Source organism: Empedobacter falsenii, from assembly GCF_013488205.1.
Lineage (GTDB): Bacteria > Bacteroidota > Bacteroidia > Flavobacteriales > Weeksellaceae > Empedobacter > Empedobacter falsenii_C.
The window spans coordinates 859,672-878,291 of record NZ_CP040908.1; the positions used below are offsets into that span (position 1 = coordinate 859,672).

An 18,620-nucleotide genomic window follows, 5' to 3' on the forward strand; every position below is an offset into this window, starting at 1 on the left:
TTCGAAAAATTATTTTTTTACGCGTTTATATGGCGGTTTGTTTTTGATGATTTGACTCAACATAAATAAGGTAGTTCCGACCAATGTGAAATAACCCAAAAGTGGTAAGCCAGGAATGTGATAATCGTTGTATTTGAACATAAAAATACATGCTAAATATCCAGCGAAAATCAAATAATAAATTACTTTTTTGAATGATCCGTATGTAAATTTTCCACGAATATATTCAATCAAATTCAACAGAATTAAGAAGAAATAAAAACCGAAAAAGATATAGCGTAATGGATTAATCGGACGATCGGTTGTTCTTATATTCACCATTAAATTGTAATTGTAAACACCGTTATAAATTAATAACAATAAGATAAGAACGATAATGATACGAAGTATTTTCATAAAGTATTTTTGCATTAAAAAAAGCTGTCGAAACAGCTTTTTGATTTTATTTTACAGGTTTGAAATCTAACGAAAGCGAATTTACACAATAACGTAAACCAGTTTCTGTAGGTCCGTCATCAAAAACGTGTCCCAAGTGGCTTCCGCAATTTCCACAAAGAATTTCTGTTCTCTTCATTCCGTGTGAAGTGTCTACGCGTTCTACGATTTTACCTTCTTTTATTTCTTTGTCGAAACTTGGCCAACCACAATGTCCGTCAAATTTAGAAGAAGAAGAAAACAATTCTTCTCCACACGCATTACACGTATAAATTCCGTTCTCGAAATGCATGTTGAATTTTCCTGTAAAAGGACGTTCTGTACCAGCTTCTCTTAAAACATAATACTCTTCAGAAGAAAGTTCTTTTTTCCATTCTTCGTTTGACTTATTGATATTGAATTGAGGTTTTTCGTTCATCGTAACAGTGTTTGAAGGTTGTTCTACTTTAGCATCTTCTTTCTTGTGTTGAGATGTACAAGCAACCATAAGGCTTAATATTAATCCAACAACAAAAAAAGAAATATTTTTTTTTAGGCAATCCATTGATTATATTTTTCAAAAGCTTGTCTGATTTCTTCTTCAGTACAAACTACATCATAACGACAATTTCCAATCTTGTTGATCAAACTAAAGTTGATTGAATTGTTTTGATTTTTTTTGTCGTGTTTCATCCATTCCATTAAGTTCGGAAAAATTTTCATATCAATTGTATTTAAAGCATACATTGACGAAAAACTTTCACAAACTTCTTCTACATCAGCTTTAGAAATTAATTCTTGATCATAACTAAGGAACGTTTCAATAATCATTCCGATTACAATTGCTTCACCATGTAAAAGTGGAAAATCAGTTTCTAAGGATTCACTTTCGATGGCATGACCAATTGTATGACCAAAATTTAAAATTTTGCGTTCACCTTTTTCATACGGATCATTGTCAACCACATTTTCTTTGATATGAATAGAATCCATGATAAAAGGCGCCAAAGCTTCAGCATCGTGCGAAGGTAATTGCACCAAATTATCCCAATGATCACGATTTTTGATTAAACCATGTTTCAACATTTCTGCCAAACCAGATTTTACTTGACGTTGTTCTAATGTCAACAAAAATTTAGGATCAACTAACACCATTTCTGGCTGTGTAAATGTCCCGATCATGTTTTTCATTCCTTCTAAATCAATTCCATTTTTTCCGCCAGCAGAAGCATCGACTTGCGATAATAAGGTAGTTGGAATGTTAATAAATTTGATTCCACGCTTGAAAGTAGAGGCCATAAAACCTCCCATATCCGTTAAAACTCCACCACCAACATTGATAACTAATGAATGACGATCTGCACCCAATTCGCTTAATGCTAACCAAAGATTGGTTACAGTATCAATGTTTTTATTTTCTTCTCCAGAGTCAATTTCAAGGATTTCGTAAGCAGAAATATTGTCCAAATCGGCTAATAATAGCGGTAAACAATGCACATGAGTGTTCTCATCTACCAAAAAGAAGATAGAAGAAAAAGTGTTATTTGCAAGGTAATCGTCTAATATATATGCGATTGAACCAAAATGAATCGGAGCTGATTTCAAAATGAAAAATGTTTTTAAAATGTGCCTAAAATTACGACGACCTTTTTACATCGACCAAATATTTTGAATGATTTATTTTAGGAGGGCTGTCGATAGAATCTATATTGATATTATCGACTTATAAAATAATTATTTTTAAATTTGCACAAATTCATAGATCAATGAACATAGTTCTTTTTGATGGCGAAGAATGGGAAGATTTTTTGCCCCTAACATTTACAAGACCTGTAGCAGCCCTAAGAATGGGAATATTGAGTTTTGCAGAACGTTGGGAAAAAATACTAAATACAGAGGTTTCTTATCAAACGAAACCTTATTTGCAAGAAAAATTTCCTGCTAAACTTCAAACAGAAAATACATTTATCAACCCAACTTTTTTTCCGAATGAAAAATTAATTGAAGCGATAAAGGATTTAAAACCAAATCAAACCCTAATTTTTGACAATCAACTTGTAGCAGTTAAATCAACTGAAGAAACTCCAAAAATCACATCAGACGTTATTCAATTTGAAGATGAAGTAATACATCTACAACATTCTTGGGATATGTTTACATACAATTTTCAAGCAATTGAATTTGATTTTGATTTAGTTACAAAAGGAAGAACTTCTCAACCAATATCAGCAACCAACCAAGTTTTAGCTCCCGAAAAAATATTTATTGAAGAAGGTGCGAAAGTTGAATTTTCTATTTTGAATGCATCAGAAGGTCCAATTTATATCGGAAAAGATGCCGAAATTATGGAAGGTTCTATGATTCGTGGCGGATTAGCTTTATGCGAGCATGCAAAAATAAATATGGGTGCAAAAATATACGCTGGTTGTACGATTGGTCCTTTTTGTAAAGTTGGTGGTGAATTAAATAATTCAATCTTAACAGCATATTCAAATAAAGGACATGATGGGTTTTTAGGGAATTCTGTAATTGGAGAATGGTGCAATTTAGGCGCGGATACAAATAACTCAAACTTGAAAAATAATTATGCAGAAGTAAAGTTATGGAGTTATAACCAAAAAAGATTTGTAAAAACAGGTTTGCAATTTTGTGGTTTAATAATGGGCGATTATGCTAAATCTGCAATCAATACACAATTTAATACTGGTACAGTTGTTGGAGTTTGTGCGAACGTTTTTCAATCAGGTTTTCCACCAAATATGATTAAACATTATAGTTGGGGTGGACAATCAAACGCTCCTGTTTTTAATTTTGATAAAGCTTGTGAAGCTGCAGAAAAAATGATGGAAAGAAGAAAAATTGCTTTTACACTTGCTGATAAAAGAATTTTAGAACATATTTTTAATTTAAATAATAACTAATTTAATAACGAGTAAATCATAAGAATTTTAGTTTAAAATTGTAATATGATTAATTTTACGTGTTAATCTTTTAACAATTAATTAAAAAATCCTTAATTTTGCTTTTTGTTAGAAAAGAATATTTGTGAAATGACTGGTAAATATAAAAACGTTTTAGAGTTAATTGGAGATACTCCATTAGTTCAATTAAACAGAATTAACCAAGACATTCCAGGCGAAGTTTATGCAAAGTTAGAATGTTACAATCCTGGACATTCAACAAAAGACAGAATAGCTTTACATATTATAGAAGAGGCTGAAAAAAATGGTCTATTAAAACCTGGTGCTACGATTGTAGAAACAACTTCAGGTAACACTGGATTTGCTGTAGCTATGGTGGCTATCGTAAAAGGGTACAAATGTATCTTAGCGGTATCGGATAAAACAAAGGCAGAAAAGATTTCATTCTTGAAAGCGATGGGAGCAAAAGTATTTTTGTGCCCTGCGAATGTACCTGCTGATGATCCAAGATCATATTACGAAGTAGCAAAACGTATTGCTGCGGAAACGCCAAATTCTCTTTATATTAATCAATATTTTAATCAAGGGAATACAGAAGCTCACTATTTAACAACAGGTCCTGAAATCTGGAATCAAACAGAGGGTAAAATTACTCACCTAATCGGTTGTACAGGTACAGGAGGAACTTTGACAGGTAGTGCACGTTATATAAAAGAGCAAAACCCAGATGTAAAAATCATCGGAGTTGATGCTTATGGATCAATCTTGAAAGGTTATCACGAAACTGGTAAAATTGATCAAAATGATATCTATCCTTACAGAATCGAAGGAATGGGAAAAAATTTGGTTCCTGGAGCTTTAGATTTTGAAATGGTTGATTCTTTTATCAAAGTGACAGACGAAGAAGCTGCTTATCGCACAAGAGAAATTGCTTTGAAAGAAGGAATTATGGCAGGATATACTTCTGGTGCTGCTACACAAGCATATAAACAATTGGCTGAAGCTGGAGAATTTGACGAAAATTCTTTAGTTGTAATTTTGTATCCAGACCACGGATCACGTTATATGACAAAAGTCTTTAGTGATGATTGGATGGCAGAGCAAGGCTTTACAAATAGCAGACTCAATGGTTTAGAAGCTCGAGCAACAGTCGAAAGAATCAAATAATACGTATATTTGTAAAAATTAAATATTTAAAGTAGGTAGTGTTCGTTCACTTTCTACTTTTTTTCAATTAATAAAAAATTAAACTATAATAAAATGGACATTTTTGAACGTTTAAAACAGAACCCTGGACCATTAGGTCAATTCGCTGATTATGGTGAAGGTTATTATGTTTTTCCACAGTTAAAAGGAGAAATTGGACCCGTAATGGAATTCCAAGGTAAAAAAGTAATTACTTGGTCAATCAATAACTACTTAGGTTTAGCTAATCACCCAGAAGTTCGTAAAGCGGATGCTGATGCTGCGGCACAATATGGTATGGCTTATCCAATGGGAGCTCGTGCAATGTCTGGTCAAACAGATTATCACGCTCAATTAGAGCAAGAATTGGCTGATTTCGTTCAAAAAGAATCTGCTTATTTAATGAATTTCGGGTACCAAGGTATGGTATCTACAATTGATGCTTTAGTATCTAAAAATGATGTAATCGTTTATGATGCTGAATGTCATGCTTGTATTGTTGATGGTGTTCGTTTACACTTTGGTAAACGTTTTATTTATCAACACAATAATATCGAGAGTTTCGAAAAAACAATTATTCGTGCACGTAAATTAGCTGACAAACAAGGCGGTGGAATTTTAGTGATTACAGAAGGTGTTTTCGGAATGACAGGTAAACAAGGAATCTTGAAAGAGATTGCAGCTTACAAAGACGAATACAAATTCCGTTTATTGGTAGACGATGCACATGGTTTTGGTACTTTAGGTAAAACTGGAGCTGGAGCTGGAGAGGAGCAAGGTTGTCAAGATAAGATTGATATCTATTTCTCAACTTTCGCAAAATCTATGGCAGGTTTCGGAGCATTTATCGCTGGTAACAAAGATATTATCCGTATTTTAAAATATAATTTACGTTCTCAAATTTTCGCTAAATCATTGACAATGCCAATGGTAATCGGAGGTTTAAAACGTCTTGAATTGTTACGTTCTCAACCAGAACTTAAAGATAAGTTATGGCACAATGTAGAAAAAATTCAGAAAGGATTAGAAGAAAGAGGATTTGATATTGGAGGTTCTAACACGTGTGTTACACCAATCGTATTGAATGGTTCTCCTATCGAAGCGACTGTATTAGCGAAAGAAATGCGTGAAGAATATGGTATTTTCGTTTCTGTAGTGGTTTATCCAGTTATTCCAAAAGGAATGATTATTTTCCGTATTATCCCAACTGCTGCTCACGAAGACGAGCACATCGAATATACGTTAAACTCATTTGCTGAGATTAAAGATAAATTAGCTGACGGATATTACAAACGCAAAGCAGAAGAATTGAATGTTGATTTTGTTCAATACTAAAATAAATATTCAATCAAATAATAGAAAAACCCTAAACTAAATAAGTTTAGGGTTTTTTGTTTGTATTCTGTTCAAAAGTTAAGTAATTATTCCCTTCTTTCCACATTTGATTTACTATATTTGTTTACAAATTAAACACACAAACACACAACAATTTTAATTATGAAAATTCACAATTTTAGTGCAGGACCATGCATTTTACCACAAGTTGTTTTTGACAAAATGGCTCAAGCTTGTTTAGATTTCAACAATTCAGGAACATCAATTTTAGAAATTTCTCACCGTCGCAAAGATGCGGTAGAAGTGATTGATACAGCAAGAGCGTTGGTAAAAGAATTGATGAATGTTCCAGAAACGCATGACGTAGTTTTTATGCAAGGCGGAGCTTCATTGCAATTTCCTACTGTAGCTTACAATTTATTGAAAGAAGGCGGAAAAGCAGCTTATACACAAACAGGAAAATGGGCAGAAAATGCTATCAAAGAAGCGAAGCGTTTCGGAGAAATTGAAGTTATAGCTTCTTCAAAAGATCAAAATTATAATTATATTCCGAAAGGATATACTGTTCCTTCAGATGTAGATTATTTTCACTGCACATCAAATAATACTATTTTTGGAACACAAATGAAAGAGTTTCCAAATTCTCCAGTTCCAATGGTTTGTGATATGTCTTCGGATATTTTATCTCGCACAATTGATGTTTCTAAATTCGGAGTAATCTATGCTGGAGCTCAAAAAAATATGGGACCTGCAGGTTCTGCCGTTGCAATCGTTCAAAAAGATTTATTAGGTAAAACAGGACGTAATATTCCTGATTATTTAAACTACGAAACACATATCAAAAAAGAATCATCGTTTAACACTTGGCCAGTAATTGCAATTTACGGTGTTATGTTAAATTTACAATGGTTAAAAGAGCAAGGTGGAGTAGAAGCGATTGCAAAAATTAATACTGCAAAAGCGGATGCAATGTATGCTGAAATTGATCGTAACGGATTATTTACAGGAACTGCTACAACAGAAGATCGTTCTCAAATGAATGCTACTTTTGTCTTAAATAACGAAGATTTCAAAGCTGATTTTGACGCAATGTTAAAAGAAGCTGGAGTTGTTTCTTTGGCTGGTCACCGCGATGTTGGTGGATACCGTGCGTCAATGTACAACGCTTTACCATTAGAATCTGTTCAAGTTTTGGTAGAAGTAATGAAACAATTTGAACAAAAATTTGGTTAATCAGCAGATATTAGACGCTAGATATTAGTATTGAGAAATATATTATCTAACATCTAAAATTTCGCATCTTAATTCTATAATAAAAACATGAAAATATTAGCAAACGACGGAATTTCTAAGGCAGGAATAGAAGCTTTAGAAGCAAAAGGTTTCGAAGTAATAACTGCTCACGTAGCACAAGAACAATTAGAAAATTATATCAACGAAAACGGAATAGAAGTACTTTTAGTACGTTCTGCGACTAAAGTTCGTCAACCTTTGATTGATGCGACAAATCTTAAAATTATTGGTCGTGGTGGAGTTGGTATGGACAATATCGATGTTGCTTATGCACGCGAAAAAGGAATTCAAGTCATTAATACGCCAGCATCTTCTTCTCAATCGGTAGCAGAATTTGTGATTGCGCATTTGTTTTCTATCGTTCGTAATTTGCACCAAGCCAATCGTAATATGCCTTTAGAAGGAGATTCTAACTTCAATGGATTGAAAAAAGCTTACGCAAAAGCAATCGAATTGAGAGGGAAAACAATGGGTGTGATCGGTTTTGGTCGTATCGGTGTAGAAGTAATTCGTGAAGCGATTGGTTTAGGAATGAATATTTTAGTGTATGATAAATTTCCAGCAACACGTGACATCGAATTAGAATTTTTTGATGGTCAAAAATTAACGTTTACAATCACTTCTGTTGATTTTGATGAAGTCATTACAAAAGCAGATTTCATTTCGTTACATGTTCCAGCGCAAGATGGATATATTTTGGGCGAGAAAGAATTTGCAAAAATGAAAGATGGCGTGATTGTAATTAACACGGCTCGTGGAGGAGTTGTTGATGAAAAAGCGTTAGTTGATGCAATCGAAGATGGTAAAGTTGCAGGTGCGGCTTTAGATGTTTTCGAGAATGAGCCAACACCAGAAATGGGCTTGTTGATGAACGAATCGTTGTCGTTATCTCCTCATATTGCAGGTTCTACGAATGAAGCGCAGGACAGAATTGGAACTGAATTAGCTTCGCAAATCGTTGAGATTTACGGAAAATAATTTTGAGTTTCATTCTATCTAAAACTATTCAAAATGCCTCAATTTAAACCATTCAAAGGAATTCGACCTACAGAAGAAACTTCTCAAGAATTTGTAACGCTTGCCGTTAATCAATATTCGAAAGAAGAATTGGACTATTATATCAATAACAGAGAACACTCTTTTTTGCATATTATTTTGCCAACTTGGGACGAAACGATTCAAGATCCGAAAGAAAAATTCAGAAAAGTTCGCGAGAATTTCGAGAATTTTATTTCGAAAAAAATATTAACGCAAGACAAGTCTTCTTTTTATATTTATCAAGTGATACAGCCTGATGGACGCGAAACAAAAGGACTTTTGGGCTTGGTGAATATTGATGATTATCGTCAAAATAAAATTAAAAAACACGAAGAAACATTGGAACGTCGTGTGGAATTATTTGCTGATTATTTGAAGGAATCTCACTTCCATGCGGAGCCTGTTTTATTGACTTATAAACCTGCTCAACGTGTAGATTTGTTAATTGATACAGAAATGAAACGCAAGCCGATTCTAAAAATAGAAGAAGAAAACGGAACGCAACATTTATTGTGGAGAGTTGATAATCGATTGAATTTAAAACAATTAAAAGATTCGATCGAGAAATTGGACGAATTGTACATTGCAGATGGACATCATCGTATGGAAAGTTCGGAACGATACACAAAATTTGCGGTTGAAAATTCGAAAGATGAAGTCTATGGTGATGAAGCGTTTAATTATACGTTAGCACTTTTAGTTTCGAATGAAGATTTGATTATCAATGATTATAATCGATTAATTAAAGATTTAAATGGCTTAACTCCAGAAGCATTTTTAACTGCTTTAGAAGTTGATTTTGAAATTATTCCGAAAGTTGATGAATTAGTTGTGCCAACAAAAAAACATCATATTGTGATGTATTTAGATGGTCAATTTTATAGTTTATATGTCAAAAATAACTTATTGACAACCGAAGGATTAAGCGAGTTGGATACGTATATTTTCGAAGAAAATGTGATGAAACCAATTCTTAATATTCAAGATTCTAAAAAGGATAAACGTGTTCATTACGAATGTGGAACGCGTAATAGAGAAGGAGTGGAAGCACTTAAAAACAAGGTTGATCATCACGATTATATTGCTGCTTTTGCTTTCTATCCAGTGGATGTGAAGGATTTGCAATTGATTGCAGATTTAGGGCTTAAAATGCCTCCAAAAAGTACATATATCGAACCAAAACCTTTAAGCGGTTTTGCTGTATTCGATTTGAAAGAATAAAAAATGAGTATTCAAGAAAATTTAAAAACAATCGAAGCTACAATTCCTGCTCATGTGACATTGGTAGCGGTTTCTAAGACAAAACCTGTAGAGGATTTGCAAGAAGCTTATGCGGCTGGAATGCGAGATTTTGGAGAAAACAAAATTCAAGAAATGTGTGATAAATACGAAGTTCTTCCAAAGGATATTCGTTGGCATATGATTGGACATGTACAAACCAACAAAGTGAAGTATATGGCGCCTTTTGTGCATTTAATTCATGGAGTTGATAGTCTAAAATTGTTGAAAGAAATTCACAAACAAGCCGAAAAAAATAATCGCGTAATTGATGTATTGTTGCAACAATTTATAGCAGATGAAGAAACTAAATTTGGTTTGGATCAAGAAGAAATTCAACAAATTATGCAAGAAGAAGTTCAGCATTTACCAAATGTTCGCGTAGTTGGATTGATGGGAATGGCAACGTTTACGGAAGATGAAAATCAAATTAGAGAAGAGTTTCGTTCTTTAAAATCTAACTTTGATTCGTTGAAAAATAATTTCGAAAATCTAACTATTTTATCAATGGGAATGTCCGGAGATTATCAAATTGCGATAGAAGAAGGTAGTACAATGGTTCGCATTGGAAGTTCGATCTTTGGACATCGTAATTATTCGATTTAATAGAATATTTTTACAATACAAAACCCCTAAAATTTATGTTTTAGGGGTTTATTTTTTTATTATTTATAGAAAAATTTTTAAAAAGGTAAAGTGTCTAAATTGACATTTCCACCAGAAACGATTATCCCTATATTCATATTTTTATGACTTTCTTTTTCTTTGATTAATGCAGCTAAAGCCACAGCAGAAGAAGGTTCGCAAACAATTTTTAAACGTTCCCAAATTAATTTCATTGCTGCAATTATTTCTTGTTCTGTTACACGTATTATTTTTTCTACACCTTTTTGGATGATGGGAAAATTAATATCACCTAATTCTGTTTTCAAACCATCTGCAATTGTATTTGTTGTAATGTTAGATTCTATTTTTCCACTTTCTAACGAACGATAGGCATCATCTGCTTCAAAAGGTTCTCCACCGATTACTTTACAATTTTCACCAAAATTTTCCACAGCAATAGCTGTTCCCGCAATTAAACCTCCACCACCAACAGGAGTAAATATATAATTCAGGTCTGGATGTATTTCTAATAATTCTTTCGCTGCAGTTCCTTGTCCAAGAATAACATTGAGATCATTTGAAGGATGAATAAACGTTGCACCTTTTTGTATTTCGATTTGTTTTGCTGTTTTCTCTCTCGCTTCTAAAGTTGGTTCACACTCGATTATTTGCCCATTGTATCCTTTTACAGCGTCTTTTTTAACTTGTGGAGCAGTTTTGGGCATTACAATAAAAGCTTCAATTCCCAAGCTTTTTGCTGCAAGTGCTAAAGCTTGAGCAAAATTACCAGAAGAATGTGTCACAACTCCTTTTTGCTTTTGTTCGTCTGTAAGTTGCATGATAGCATTTGTTGCACCACGCATTTTGAAGGCACCCATTTTTTGAAAGTTTTCGCATTTAAAAAACAACTTCGCTCCAACTATTTCGTTCAATAAACTTGACGTTAAGATTGGTGTATTGTGAATAAAAGGTGAAATTCGTTGATGAGTTTCTATAATAGCTTGTTTGTACATCGTTAGGATTTTTTGATTGCGGTTACTTCAACTTCGATTAATGCGCCATAGTGCAATTTATTTGTAGGAATAACACATCTCGTTGGTTTATGAGTTCCGAAAAAGTTACTGTAAACGGTATTTACTTCATCCCACAATTGAATATTCGGAATGTAAATTCGAACCTGTAATATATGGTTTTTATCGCTATTAGCTTCATGTAATATCGTTTCGATATTTTTTAAAACTAAGTTAGTTTGCTCTGAAATTGTTGTTGGAATTTTCTTGGTTTTGCGGTCAATTGGTAATTGACCAGAAAGATATAGAATTCCATTATGTTCTATGCATTGTGAGTAATGTCCATTTGCAATTGGCATATTTTCGGTTTGAATAATTTTCATTTTCTTATTGATTTTAAATATATCTTTATATCAAGATATATTTAAAATATATCAAATTATCTTTACATCAAGATAATTTGTACATTTGTTTTTCAATTAATTGTGATGAAAAAAGATAAAGATTTAATTGATGCATTAATTGCTGATTGGAATATAGAACGTCCAGATTTGGATGTTGATGCAATGCAGATTGTAGGTAGAGTGATGAAATTGGGTAAGATTTTCGAGAATAGAGCAAGTTTGGCTTTAAAGGAAAATGGAATCTATTATACTGATTTAGATGTGTTAGCAACGCTTCGTCGTTCAGGAGAACCTTATCAATTAACGCCAAAACAATTGATGGAATCTGTTGTAATTACTTCCGGAGCGATGACAGCACTTTTGAATCGCTTAACAAAATTAGAATTAATTTATCGTGCGGCAGATGAAAATGATGGACGAATAAGTTTGGCTGGACTTACAGAAAAAGGAAAGAAAATTATTGATGAAGCTATCAAAAAAAGATTTGATGAAGCTAAAAATTCAATTCAAATTTTGAATAAAAAAGAACAAGAGAATTTATCTATTCTATTAAAAAAGCTTTTGATAGAATTGGATCAATAATTATTATAAAAAAAACCTGAACAGATTTGTTCAGGTTTTATTCATTCAGGAATAAATTTTAACCATTTCCTCCACTACTGCTTTGTTCTTGGTTAGATTTTGAACGTTCTATATTAAATTGTTTTCCGAAATTGTAACTAATTCCAATACGATACATTCTGAATGGTTGACTAATACTTGTGCTGACTACGTCGTTTGATACATTTGTGTAAGTTCCATTTCTATTTTCGAAAAGGTTAGAGATATTTGCCGAAAGTTGCAATTTCTTATTAAATACCATTGCTCTTAATCCTATATTATGGCGCATAAAATCTCCAGATTTCTCCAAACCATCTGTACTTTTAGTGTAATATGAATACGTATAATTCGCAAAAAGTGTTTTCTTTTTATTTAAATCTAAATTATTTGTAATTCTAAATTCCCCATTCATTCCATCCAATGTATAATTCATTTCCGGAATTTTACTTGTTGTTTTACGATAGAAAACATCTGCCGAGGCATTTATTTTCCACCATTTATAAGGTTTTATATTAATGTTTTCACTTAGACCAATACTATATGTTTTTCCAATATTATAAGGCTTAGAAAGTGTAATCTTTGTATCAGGATCTTTTATGCTTACTTGTTCAAAAAGATCGTTCGCATTGCGGTAATACAAACTTGTTACCAATAAATCTTTGTACGCATGTTCTAACTCGAAATTATTTGAATTAGAAGGTGTTAAATTTGGATTACCTTCCGAATAACTATATTCATTTTGTTTCGTTCTTCTCGGATTTAAATACCAAATAAATGGACGATCCACACGACGACTATAGTTTAAAGTAAATGAATGATTTTCTGAAGATTGATACATTAAATAAGCAGTTGGATATAAGCCATCGTAAGTTTTTTCGTAATTATCTTTCGGATCTTCCATAATACTTTTCACTTGTGCATGCTCATAACGTAAACCAACTTTTCCTGTTAACTTTTCGCTCAATTTTTTTTCTATCGAATAGTATAACGCATAGACATTTTCCTTGTATTTGTATTTGCTAGCAAAATCAGTATCTTCATGGAAATCATTATTCGGATTAAGTTTTAAAAATCGTTGATTTTCTGCTTCATCTGTTGCCCAACGTAAACGTGTTCCATAATTCATCTTCCACGAATTAATAGGATGCTCCATATCGATGCTTGCATTGAATCGGTTTGAAGAACCATTATTTAAGCTGTAATTATTTTGGTATTTACCAGGAATTTCTGTCCAATTAGGATTAAACTCATTGCTGATATTTTTGAGATTCATATCATTTTCATTGTTCGAATAATCAAAATCGAAGGTTAACTTTTGTCCATCCGTTTTGAATTTTTTGATGATATGGTAATTCAATCCTAGATAATTCCAATTCCACTTTCCACCATCTCTATTCGTTGTCATATAACGATCTGTTGTGTTATTTTCTAAATCGAAAATATCAAAGATTGAACCTCCTTTATTTTTTCCTTCACTCTTCGAAATATTAAAATTGAAACCTGTGATTAAATTGTCATTAATTTGATAATCGACTCCAATTCGACCGCCATAATAATTATTATCATTTTTATTGATGTCATCCGAACTCCATTTTTCGTCGGGATACAAAGTTGTATTTTTACTTTTATCATACCAATTTCCTGCACCGTTGTAAATATTAGAAGTTAAGGTCCATTTTCCTTTGCGGTAATTGATATTTCCACTCAAATTAAATCCACCGTATTTTTGCTGATTGTACGAAGTAGAAATAGAACCATTCATGCTATCTTGTTTTGCATTTTTCAATACAATGTTGATGATTCCACTGTTTCCTGTCGCATCGTATTTGGCTGGAGGATTTGTAATGACTTCAATTTTATCAATATCTTCTGTTCGAATGGTTTTCAGATAATTTGCCAATTGTTCACTACTCATTTGCATTAATCGGTCATTAATCATGACGCTAACCGAGCCTTTTCCAATAATAGAAATAGCGTCTGTCGCTTCTTCCACCTTAATACGAGGAGCAAGTTTTAACGCATCTAAGGCATTTCCTCCTTTTGCACCTTCTGCTTGATCGACATTGAAAATTAATCGGTCTACTTTCTTTTCAACTAATTTTTTTTGTCCTGTTACAACGGCTTCCGTTAACGTTACATTTTCATTTTTTGGAACTAAAATAACACCTAAATCAGCATTTTTAGTAACTTGTAGCGTAACTGAATGTAATGTAACACCAGCTTCTTCTATTTTGAAAGTATACGAACCTTCATCTAAAACTACTGAGAAATGTCCATTTTCGTCTGTAGAGATTTCATCTACAATTTTATCACCCTGCGAAATCACAACATCTGCTAAAGCTACAGGTGTTTGATTGGTGTATTGAATAATTCCTTTTACATTTTGTTGCGCATACGTTTGAATTGCTGCAATGCAAACAATAGGAAAAAAGTATTTTTTCATAGTTATTAAGTTATTAAGTTATTAAGTTATTAAGTTATTAAGTTATTAAGTTATTAAGTTATTAAGTTATTAAGTTATTAAGTTATTAATATTAATAAGGCGCAACAACATTTGAAAAGTTACATGGCTAAATGTTAAACAATTCTTAAATATATTTAATGTGAAGTATGATTGATAAAAATTTAAAAACTGTTAATTTTATAATCAACAAAAACGGTGTCATTTTTAATAATTATTTGCATATTTTTATCTAAAGGTTTACCATTTGTAAAATATCCAGTATTAATAGATTTAGTTAGATTGTTAATTTTATATGTTAATTGATAGGATCCATCACCATGAGAAATATTGTTCATATCAAGTACATTATTGAAATTTTTCCCTTTTTCAAGTTTTTTTACATATATAAATGAATTTTCAGCAGAAAATTTTACGTTTTCTATTTTAAAACTAGAATCATTTATTATTTTAATCTTGATTCCTTTTTTATACGTACAAGATGTAATTAAAAACAATAATATTATTAATTTAAGATTTTGTTTCATAAAAGTGCTTTGAAAAACAAAGTAAGAAGTTATTTATTAATTTTAAAATATATTTTATAATAATTTTTCTAATCCTTCTTTCTCAAAAATTAATTGTCCAACTCGAATGTCGGAAGAACCATTTTTTATTTTGTAGGTATAAATTGGCAAATTATCTTCAATAATACATTCCAAATGCAGAAATTCTGTGTTATCAAGTTGTTGTAATTCGTCCAGAATTTCATTGAGATGTGTTGAAATAAATGTCAAGGTATTTTGATGTGAATCTAGACCTTTTATTGTTTTTGTTAATAAATTCGTTGCATCTATCGAATTTGTTCCGCTAAACAATTCATCGAAAATAGCAAAACTATAACCTGCTTCTTTACTCGAAATGAGATAATTTTTTAGGTTCATAATTTCATTCATAAAATGACTATATCCTTTCAACACATTGTCTGTATGATTGATATTGATACTAATAGTTTGATAAAAAGGAATTGTTGCTGATTTGCATGAAACTGGAAGTCCAAGATTTCCCAAATAACTACAAAAAGCAATTGCACGAAAAAAAGTTGATTTTCCTGACATATTTGCACTTGTTAATACAACAACATTTTTAGAAGTTTTGAAATTATTTTTGACAGGATTTTTGAGTAATGGATAATAAAAGTCAACTAAATCGAGTTCGTTTTGTGGTGAAATAGTCGGAAAAATAAATCGATGTTCAATTACTTTTAAACTAATAGATAAATATGCTTCGAAGAGATGAAGTTGCTCGAAAAATGAATTGATTTGTGCTTTGTTTTCAATCAATAAATCGTTTGCGTTTAGAATTTCCTTGCTCTTAAATTTTCTATTTCGAATGAATTGATAATTTTTTTCCGTTTCAATTGACATCAATGTAGCAATCATATTGTCTAATAGATTTCGAAATTTAGTTGGAAACAATTGTACTTCTAACGATTGCAAAAACGTATAAATTTTATTGAAGAAAATATAAAGTTGTGTTAGCGAACTTTCGAGAGTAGATTTAACAGATGAATAGAATTTTATCTTTAGAAAATCGACTGATTCAACGTTATTTATTGTATTCAAAACCTCGTTATATTCCGTTTTAGAATAATTGTATAGCGACTTTCCTTCCACTTGTTGTACAAAACTTTTGATAATATTTTGTCTATCTATGACTTCTTGTAACGTTTTCGGTTTTGTATCCAATAATTGGAGTAACGTTGAACGTGAATTATAATTCAATGTTACATTAAAAAGAGGTAGAATATCTTTTTCTACATTCAAATTATCAATGTTCATCATGGTTGGCAATTATTTCTATTGAAACTATTTTTCAAGATAATCATATTTGATTAAATTACTGAACAAAATAGTATTTAACACCAATTTAAAAACTACACAATATGAAAAATGAAATTTATCCATGTCTATGGTTTGATGGACAAGCGCAAGAAGCCGCAAATTTTTATTGTTCGATTTTTCCTAACTCAAAAATTATAACCGATAATCAGATGGTGGTTATTTTTGAGTTGAACGGAAAAAAGTTTATGGGATTGAATGGAGGTCCAAATTTTAAGTTTAATGAAGCGACTTCATTTGTTATCGATTGTGAAACGCAAGAAGAAATTGATTTTTATTGGAATAATCTTACTTTGGATGGAGGAGAAGAAGGGAATTGTGGTTGGTTAAAAGATAAATTTGGTCTTTCTTGGCAAGTTGTACCAACTGTTTTACCAAAACTTTTGAGTAATCCAGATAAAGCTCAAAGCGTGATGCAAGCTTTTATGAAAATGAAAAAGTTTGATATCGCTGCATTGGAAAATGCTTAATTGGTAGGAAAATTTTACAGATTATTTCTCCTAAAACTACTTTCGGAGCTCATCATATTTGACTAAATTTGAAGTATGAAAGCAAGTTTTAAACCTTATATTTTGAAATTCAAAAATCCAAGCGGTACTTCGCGCGGCGTTTTGACAGAGAAATTGACCTATCTTTTTACATTAGAAGAAGATGGGAAAGAATATGTTGGTGAATGTGGATTGTTTAAAGGATTGAGTTTTGATGATCGTCCTGATTATGAAGAAAAATTGCAATGGGTTTGTGACAATATTGACTTAGGAGTTGATGAATTGTGGCGTGAATTGCGTGAATGGCCTTCGATTCAGTTTGGTATAGAGCAGGCTTTTCAGAGTATGTTTGCGAATCGTTACAATGAAAATTATACAGATAAATTGAATCCTGATATGTATGAATCAGCTTTTTCGACAGGTGATCAAGGTATTCAAACTAATGGTTTAATTTGGATGGGTTCGATTGATTTTATGCGCGAACAAATCAAAGAAAAATTAGCGATTGGTTTCAACTGTATCAAGCTGAAAATTGGTGTTGATTGGGAAAATGAGCATAAGATTATTCAACAATTAAGACAAGATTTTTCTGCAGATCAATTAGAATTAAGAGTAGACGCGAACGGAGGTTTTACGTTTGAGGAAGCAAAAGGGGTGTTGCAACAATTGGCTGATTTAAAAATACATTCGATTGAACAACCTATCAAAGCAGGACAAGTAGAGTTGATGGCAGAGTTATGCGCTGCTACACCAACACCAATCGCTTTGGACGAAGAATTAATCGGAATTGTTCATCAAGAAGATAAATTCAAATTATTAGAACAAATCAAACCGCAATATATTATTTTAAAACCAAGTTTGGTTGGCGGAATTAGAGGTTCGTTGGAATGGATTAATGCAGCAGATACATACGAAATCCCGTTTTGGATAACATCAGCTTTGGAAAGTAATATAGGCTTAAACGCTATTGCACAATGGACAGCTATTTTATACCCAGAAATGCCACAAGGATTGGGAACAGGCGGTTTGTTTACAAACAATTTCCCAAGTCGATTAGAATTAAGAGGAGAATATTTATTTCGAAACAAATTAGCATGAATAAAATAATTATCGCATTTTTTGCAACAATCGTTTTAATGAGTTGTCAAACGACAAAAAAAACAATTGATTTAGCTGCGATCCAAAAATATCAAACCGAATTGGCTACTTTTTATACTGATCCTAAAACGACGCCATTGGTAGACGAAGAAAAAACGAATTTCAAAGGAATTACATTTTTTCCGATTAGCGAAAAATATATTGTGAAAGCGAAATTTACGCCAATCAAAGATGGAAAGGTGATTCCGTTTCCTACTTCTGCGAAGAAAATCAAAAATTACAAAGAATACGGAACGGTGACATTTATGTTGGATAATGTTGAACAAACGTTGACGGTTTATCAATCTTCTCCAATTATGGAGAAATATGCTGACAGTTTGTTTTTACCTTTTATGGACGAAACAAACGGCGTGACGTCTTATGGAGGCGGACGTTATTTGGATTTGACAACAAAAGATTTGGGTACAAAAGCCAATGAAATAACGTTGGATTTTAACCAAGTGTACAATCCTTATTGTGCATATAGCAAACATTACAATTGTCCGATTCCGCCAGCTAATAATGTGTTGGATGTCGAAATTAATGCAGGTGTAAGTTATCATAAATAGA

General features: G+C 32.0%; 19 protein-coding genes. 11 read left to right on the top strand and 8 right to left on the bottom strand.

Annotated features, from left to right (window positions below; genetic code table 11):
• Positions 1-9: 9 nt before the first annotated feature.
• The 3 genes from FH779_RS04045 to aroB are packed head-to-tail and all read right to left on the bottom strand — an operon-like array spanning position 10 to position 2,019.
• Positions 10-396, bottom strand: a complete 387-nt coding sequence (locus tag FH779_RS04045) for a hypothetical protein (RefSeq protein ID WP_147279964.1) — start codon at positions 394-396, stop codon at positions 10-12.
• 46 nt (positions 397-442) lie between these two features.
• Positions 443-979: a peptide-methionine (R)-S-oxide reductase MsrB gene (gene msrB / locus FH779_RS04050; protein ID WP_180906153.1), complete on the bottom strand. Its 537-nt coding sequence runs from the start codon at positions 977-979 to the stop codon at positions 443-445.
• The gene (aroB, locus tag FH779_RS04055; protein ID WP_084106957.1) at positions 967-2,019 is read right to left on the bottom strand and encodes a 3-dehydroquinate synthase; all 1,053 of its coding nucleotides are present in this window, start codon (positions 2,017-2,019) and stop codon (positions 967-969) included. Before aroB ends, msrB begins: the two co-directional genes overlap by 13 nt.
• A 161-nt stretch (positions 2,020-2,180) precedes the next feature.
• On the opposite strand from aroB, the gene FH779_RS04060 reads away from it, so the two are divergent.
• From FH779_RS04060 to FH779_RS04090, 7 genes are all read left to right on the top strand, one after another.
• Positions 2,181-3,335 carry a GlmU family protein gene (locus FH779_RS04060; protein ID WP_180906154.1) on the top strand — a complete coding sequence of 385 codons (1,155 nt, stop codon included), beginning with the start codon at positions 2,181-2,183 and terminating at the stop codon, positions 3,333-3,335.
• A 129-nt stretch (positions 3,336-3,464) separates the two neighbouring features.
• Complete coding sequence (locus FH779_RS04065) at positions 3,465-4,502, top strand: PLP-dependent cysteine synthase family protein (RefSeq protein WP_038336998.1); 1,038 nt, start codon at positions 3,465-3,467, stop codon at positions 4,500-4,502.
• A gap of 93 nt (positions 4,503-4,595) precedes the next feature.
• Positions 4,596-5,855 (top strand): aminotransferase class I/II-fold pyridoxal phosphate-dependent enzyme, encoded by a 1,260-nt coding sequence (locus tag FH779_RS04070; protein WP_180906155.1) that lies wholly within the window; start codon positions 4,596-4,598, stop codon positions 5,853-5,855.
• A gap of 162 nt (positions 5,856-6,017) precedes the next feature.
• On the top strand, positions 6,018-7,088 hold the full coding sequence (serC, locus tag FH779_RS04075) for a 3-phosphoserine/phosphohydroxythreonine transaminase (protein WP_180906156.1): 1,071 nt from the start codon (positions 6,018-6,020) through the stop codon (positions 7,086-7,088).
• Positions 7,089-7,175: 87 nt separating this feature from the next.
• Complete coding sequence (locus FH779_RS04080; RefSeq protein WP_180906157.1) at positions 7,176-8,126, top strand: D-2-hydroxyacid dehydrogenase; 951 nt, start codon at positions 7,176-7,178, stop codon at positions 8,124-8,126.
• Positions 8,127-8,159: 33 nt separating this feature from the next.
• Positions 8,160-9,407 carry a DUF1015 domain-containing protein gene (locus FH779_RS04085; RefSeq protein WP_180906158.1) on the top strand — a complete coding sequence of 416 codons (1,248 nt, stop codon included), beginning with the start codon at positions 8,160-8,162 and terminating at the stop codon, positions 9,405-9,407.
• A 3-nt stretch (positions 9,408-9,410) separates the two neighbouring features.
• A complete protein-coding gene (locus tag FH779_RS04090) occupies positions 9,411-10,070 on the top strand; it encodes a YggS family pyridoxal phosphate-dependent enzyme (RefSeq protein WP_180906159.1) in 660 nt (219 codons plus the stop codon).
• A 77-nt stretch (positions 10,071-10,147) separates the two neighbouring features.
• Here FH779_RS04090 and FH779_RS04095 read toward each other — a convergent pair whose 3' ends face one another.
• Together FH779_RS04095 and FH779_RS04100 are read right to left on the bottom strand one after the other, a co-directional pair.
• Positions 10,148-11,083 carry a pyridoxal-phosphate dependent enzyme gene (locus FH779_RS04095; protein WP_180906160.1) on the bottom strand — a complete coding sequence of 312 codons (936 nt, stop codon included), beginning with the start codon at positions 11,081-11,083 and terminating at the stop codon, positions 10,148-10,150.
• A gap of 2 nt (positions 11,084-11,085) precedes the next feature.
• A complete protein-coding gene (locus FH779_RS04100; RefSeq protein ID WP_180906161.1) occupies positions 11,086-11,463 on the bottom strand; it encodes a RidA family protein in 378 nt (125 codons plus the stop codon).
• A gap of 105 nt (positions 11,464-11,568) precedes the next feature.
• On the opposite strand from FH779_RS04100, the gene FH779_RS04105 reads away from it, so the two are divergent.
• Complete coding sequence (locus FH779_RS04105; protein ID WP_180906162.1) at positions 11,569-12,066, top strand: MarR family winged helix-turn-helix transcriptional regulator; 498 nt, start codon at positions 11,569-11,571, stop codon at positions 12,064-12,066.
• 58 nt (positions 12,067-12,124) lie between these two features.
• On the opposite strand, the gene FH779_RS04110 is transcribed toward FH779_RS04105, so the two are convergent.
• The 3 genes from FH779_RS04110 to FH779_RS04120 all read right to left on the bottom strand — a co-directional run bounded on the left by FH779_RS04110 (position 12,125) and on the right by FH779_RS04120 (position 16,368).
• Positions 12,125-14,527, bottom strand: a complete 2,403-nt coding sequence (locus FH779_RS04110) for an outer membrane beta-barrel family protein (protein ID WP_180906163.1) — start codon at positions 14,525-14,527, stop codon at positions 12,125-12,127.
• A gap of 182 nt (positions 14,528-14,709) precedes the next feature.
• The gene (locus FH779_RS04115; protein WP_180906164.1) at positions 14,710-15,072 is read right to left on the bottom strand and encodes a hypothetical protein; all 363 of its coding nucleotides are present in this window, start codon (positions 15,070-15,072) and stop codon (positions 14,710-14,712) included.
• A gap of 54 nt (positions 15,073-15,126) precedes the next feature.
• Positions 15,127-16,368, bottom strand: coding sequence for a MutS-related protein (locus tag FH779_RS04120; RefSeq protein WP_180906165.1), 1,242 nt, complete (start codon positions 16,366-16,368; stop codon positions 15,127-15,129).
• A gap of 101 nt (positions 16,369-16,469) precedes the next feature.
• Between FH779_RS04120 and FH779_RS04125 the strand changes: the two genes are divergently transcribed.
• The 3 genes from FH779_RS04125 (at position 16,470) to FH779_RS04135 (ending at position 18,619) form a co-directional block, all read left to right on the top strand.
• Positions 16,470-16,895, top strand: a complete 426-nt coding sequence (locus FH779_RS04125) for a VOC family protein (RefSeq protein WP_180906166.1) — start codon at positions 16,470-16,472, stop codon at positions 16,893-16,895.
• A 75-nt stretch (positions 16,896-16,970) separates the two neighbouring features.
• A complete protein-coding gene (locus tag FH779_RS04130; protein ID WP_180906167.1) occupies positions 16,971-18,011 on the top strand; it encodes an o-succinylbenzoate synthase in 1,041 nt (346 codons plus the stop codon).
• Positions 18,008-18,619, top strand: coding sequence for a DUF1684 domain-containing protein (locus tag FH779_RS04135; RefSeq protein ID WP_244958023.1), 612 nt, complete (start codon positions 18,008-18,010; stop codon positions 18,617-18,619). The genes FH779_RS04130 and FH779_RS04135 overlap by 4 nt, the downstream gene beginning before the upstream one ends.
• The last annotated feature ends 1 nt before the right edge of the window (position 18,620 follow it).

What these genes read in the sequence shown, in the direction of transcription:
- FH779_RS04095 (WP_180906160.1), bottom strand. Translation starts at nt 11,083, where the DNA reads ATGTACAAACAAGCTATTATAGAAACTCATCAACGAATTTCACCTTTT.
- FH779_RS04070 (WP_180906155.1), top strand. Translation starts at nt 4,596, where the DNA reads ATGGACATTTTTGAACGTTTAAAACAGAACCCTGGACCATTAGGTCAA.
- FH779_RS04105 (WP_180906162.1), top strand. Translation starts at nt 11,569, where the DNA reads ATGAAAAAAGATAAAGATTTAATTGATGCATTAATTGCTGATTGGAAT.
- FH779_RS04060 (WP_180906154.1), top strand. Translation starts at nt 2,181, where the DNA reads ATGAACATAGTTCTTTTTGATGGCGAAGAATGGGAAGATTTTTTGCCC.
- FH779_RS04130 (WP_180906167.1), top strand. Translation starts at nt 16,971, where the DNA reads ATGAAAGCAAGTTTTAAACCTTATATTTTGAAATTCAAAAATCCAAGC.
- msrB (WP_180906153.1), bottom strand. Translation starts at nt 979, where the DNA reads ATGGATTGCCTAAAAAAAAATATTTCTTTTTTTGTTGTTGGATTAATA.
- serC (WP_180906156.1), top strand. Translation starts at nt 6,018, where the DNA reads ATGAAAATTCACAATTTTAGTGCAGGACCATGCATTTTACCACAAGTT.
- FH779_RS04045 (WP_147279964.1), bottom strand. Translation starts at nt 396, where the DNA reads ATGAAAATACTTCGTATCATTATCGTTCTTATCTTATTGTTATTAATT.
- FH779_RS04100 (WP_180906161.1), bottom strand. Translation starts at nt 11,463, where the DNA reads ATGAAAATTATTCAAACCGAAAATATGCCAATTGCAAATGGACATTAC.
- FH779_RS04135 (WP_244958023.1), top strand. Translation starts at nt 18,008, where the DNA reads ATGAATAAAATAATTATCGCATTTTTTGCAACAATCGTTTTAATGAGT.
- FH779_RS04085 (WP_180906158.1), top strand. Translation starts at nt 8,160, where the DNA reads ATGCCTCAATTTAAACCATTCAAAGGAATTCGACCTACAGAAGAAACT.
- FH779_RS04065 (WP_038336998.1), top strand. Translation starts at nt 3,465, where the DNA reads ATGACTGGTAAATATAAAAACGTTTTAGAGTTAATTGGAGATACTCCA.
- FH779_RS04110 (WP_180906163.1), bottom strand. Translation starts at nt 14,527, where the DNA reads ATGAAAAAATACTTTTTTCCTATTGTTTGCATTGCAGCAATTCAAACG.
- FH779_RS04115 (WP_180906164.1), bottom strand. Translation starts at nt 15,072, where the DNA reads ATGAAACAAAATCTTAAATTAATAATATTATTGTTTTTAATTACATCT.
- FH779_RS04125 (WP_180906166.1), top strand. Translation starts at nt 16,470, where the DNA reads ATGAAAAATGAAATTTATCCATGTCTATGGTTTGATGGACAAGCGCAA.
- FH779_RS04080 (WP_180906157.1), top strand. Translation starts at nt 7,176, where the DNA reads ATGAAAATATTAGCAAACGACGGAATTTCTAAGGCAGGAATAGAAGCT.
- FH779_RS04090 (WP_180906159.1), top strand. Translation starts at nt 9,411, where the DNA reads ATGAGTATTCAAGAAAATTTAAAAACAATCGAAGCTACAATTCCTGCT.
- FH779_RS04120 (WP_180906165.1), bottom strand. Translation starts at nt 16,368, where the DNA reads ATGATGAACATTGATAATTTGAATGTAGAAAAAGATATTCTACCTCTT.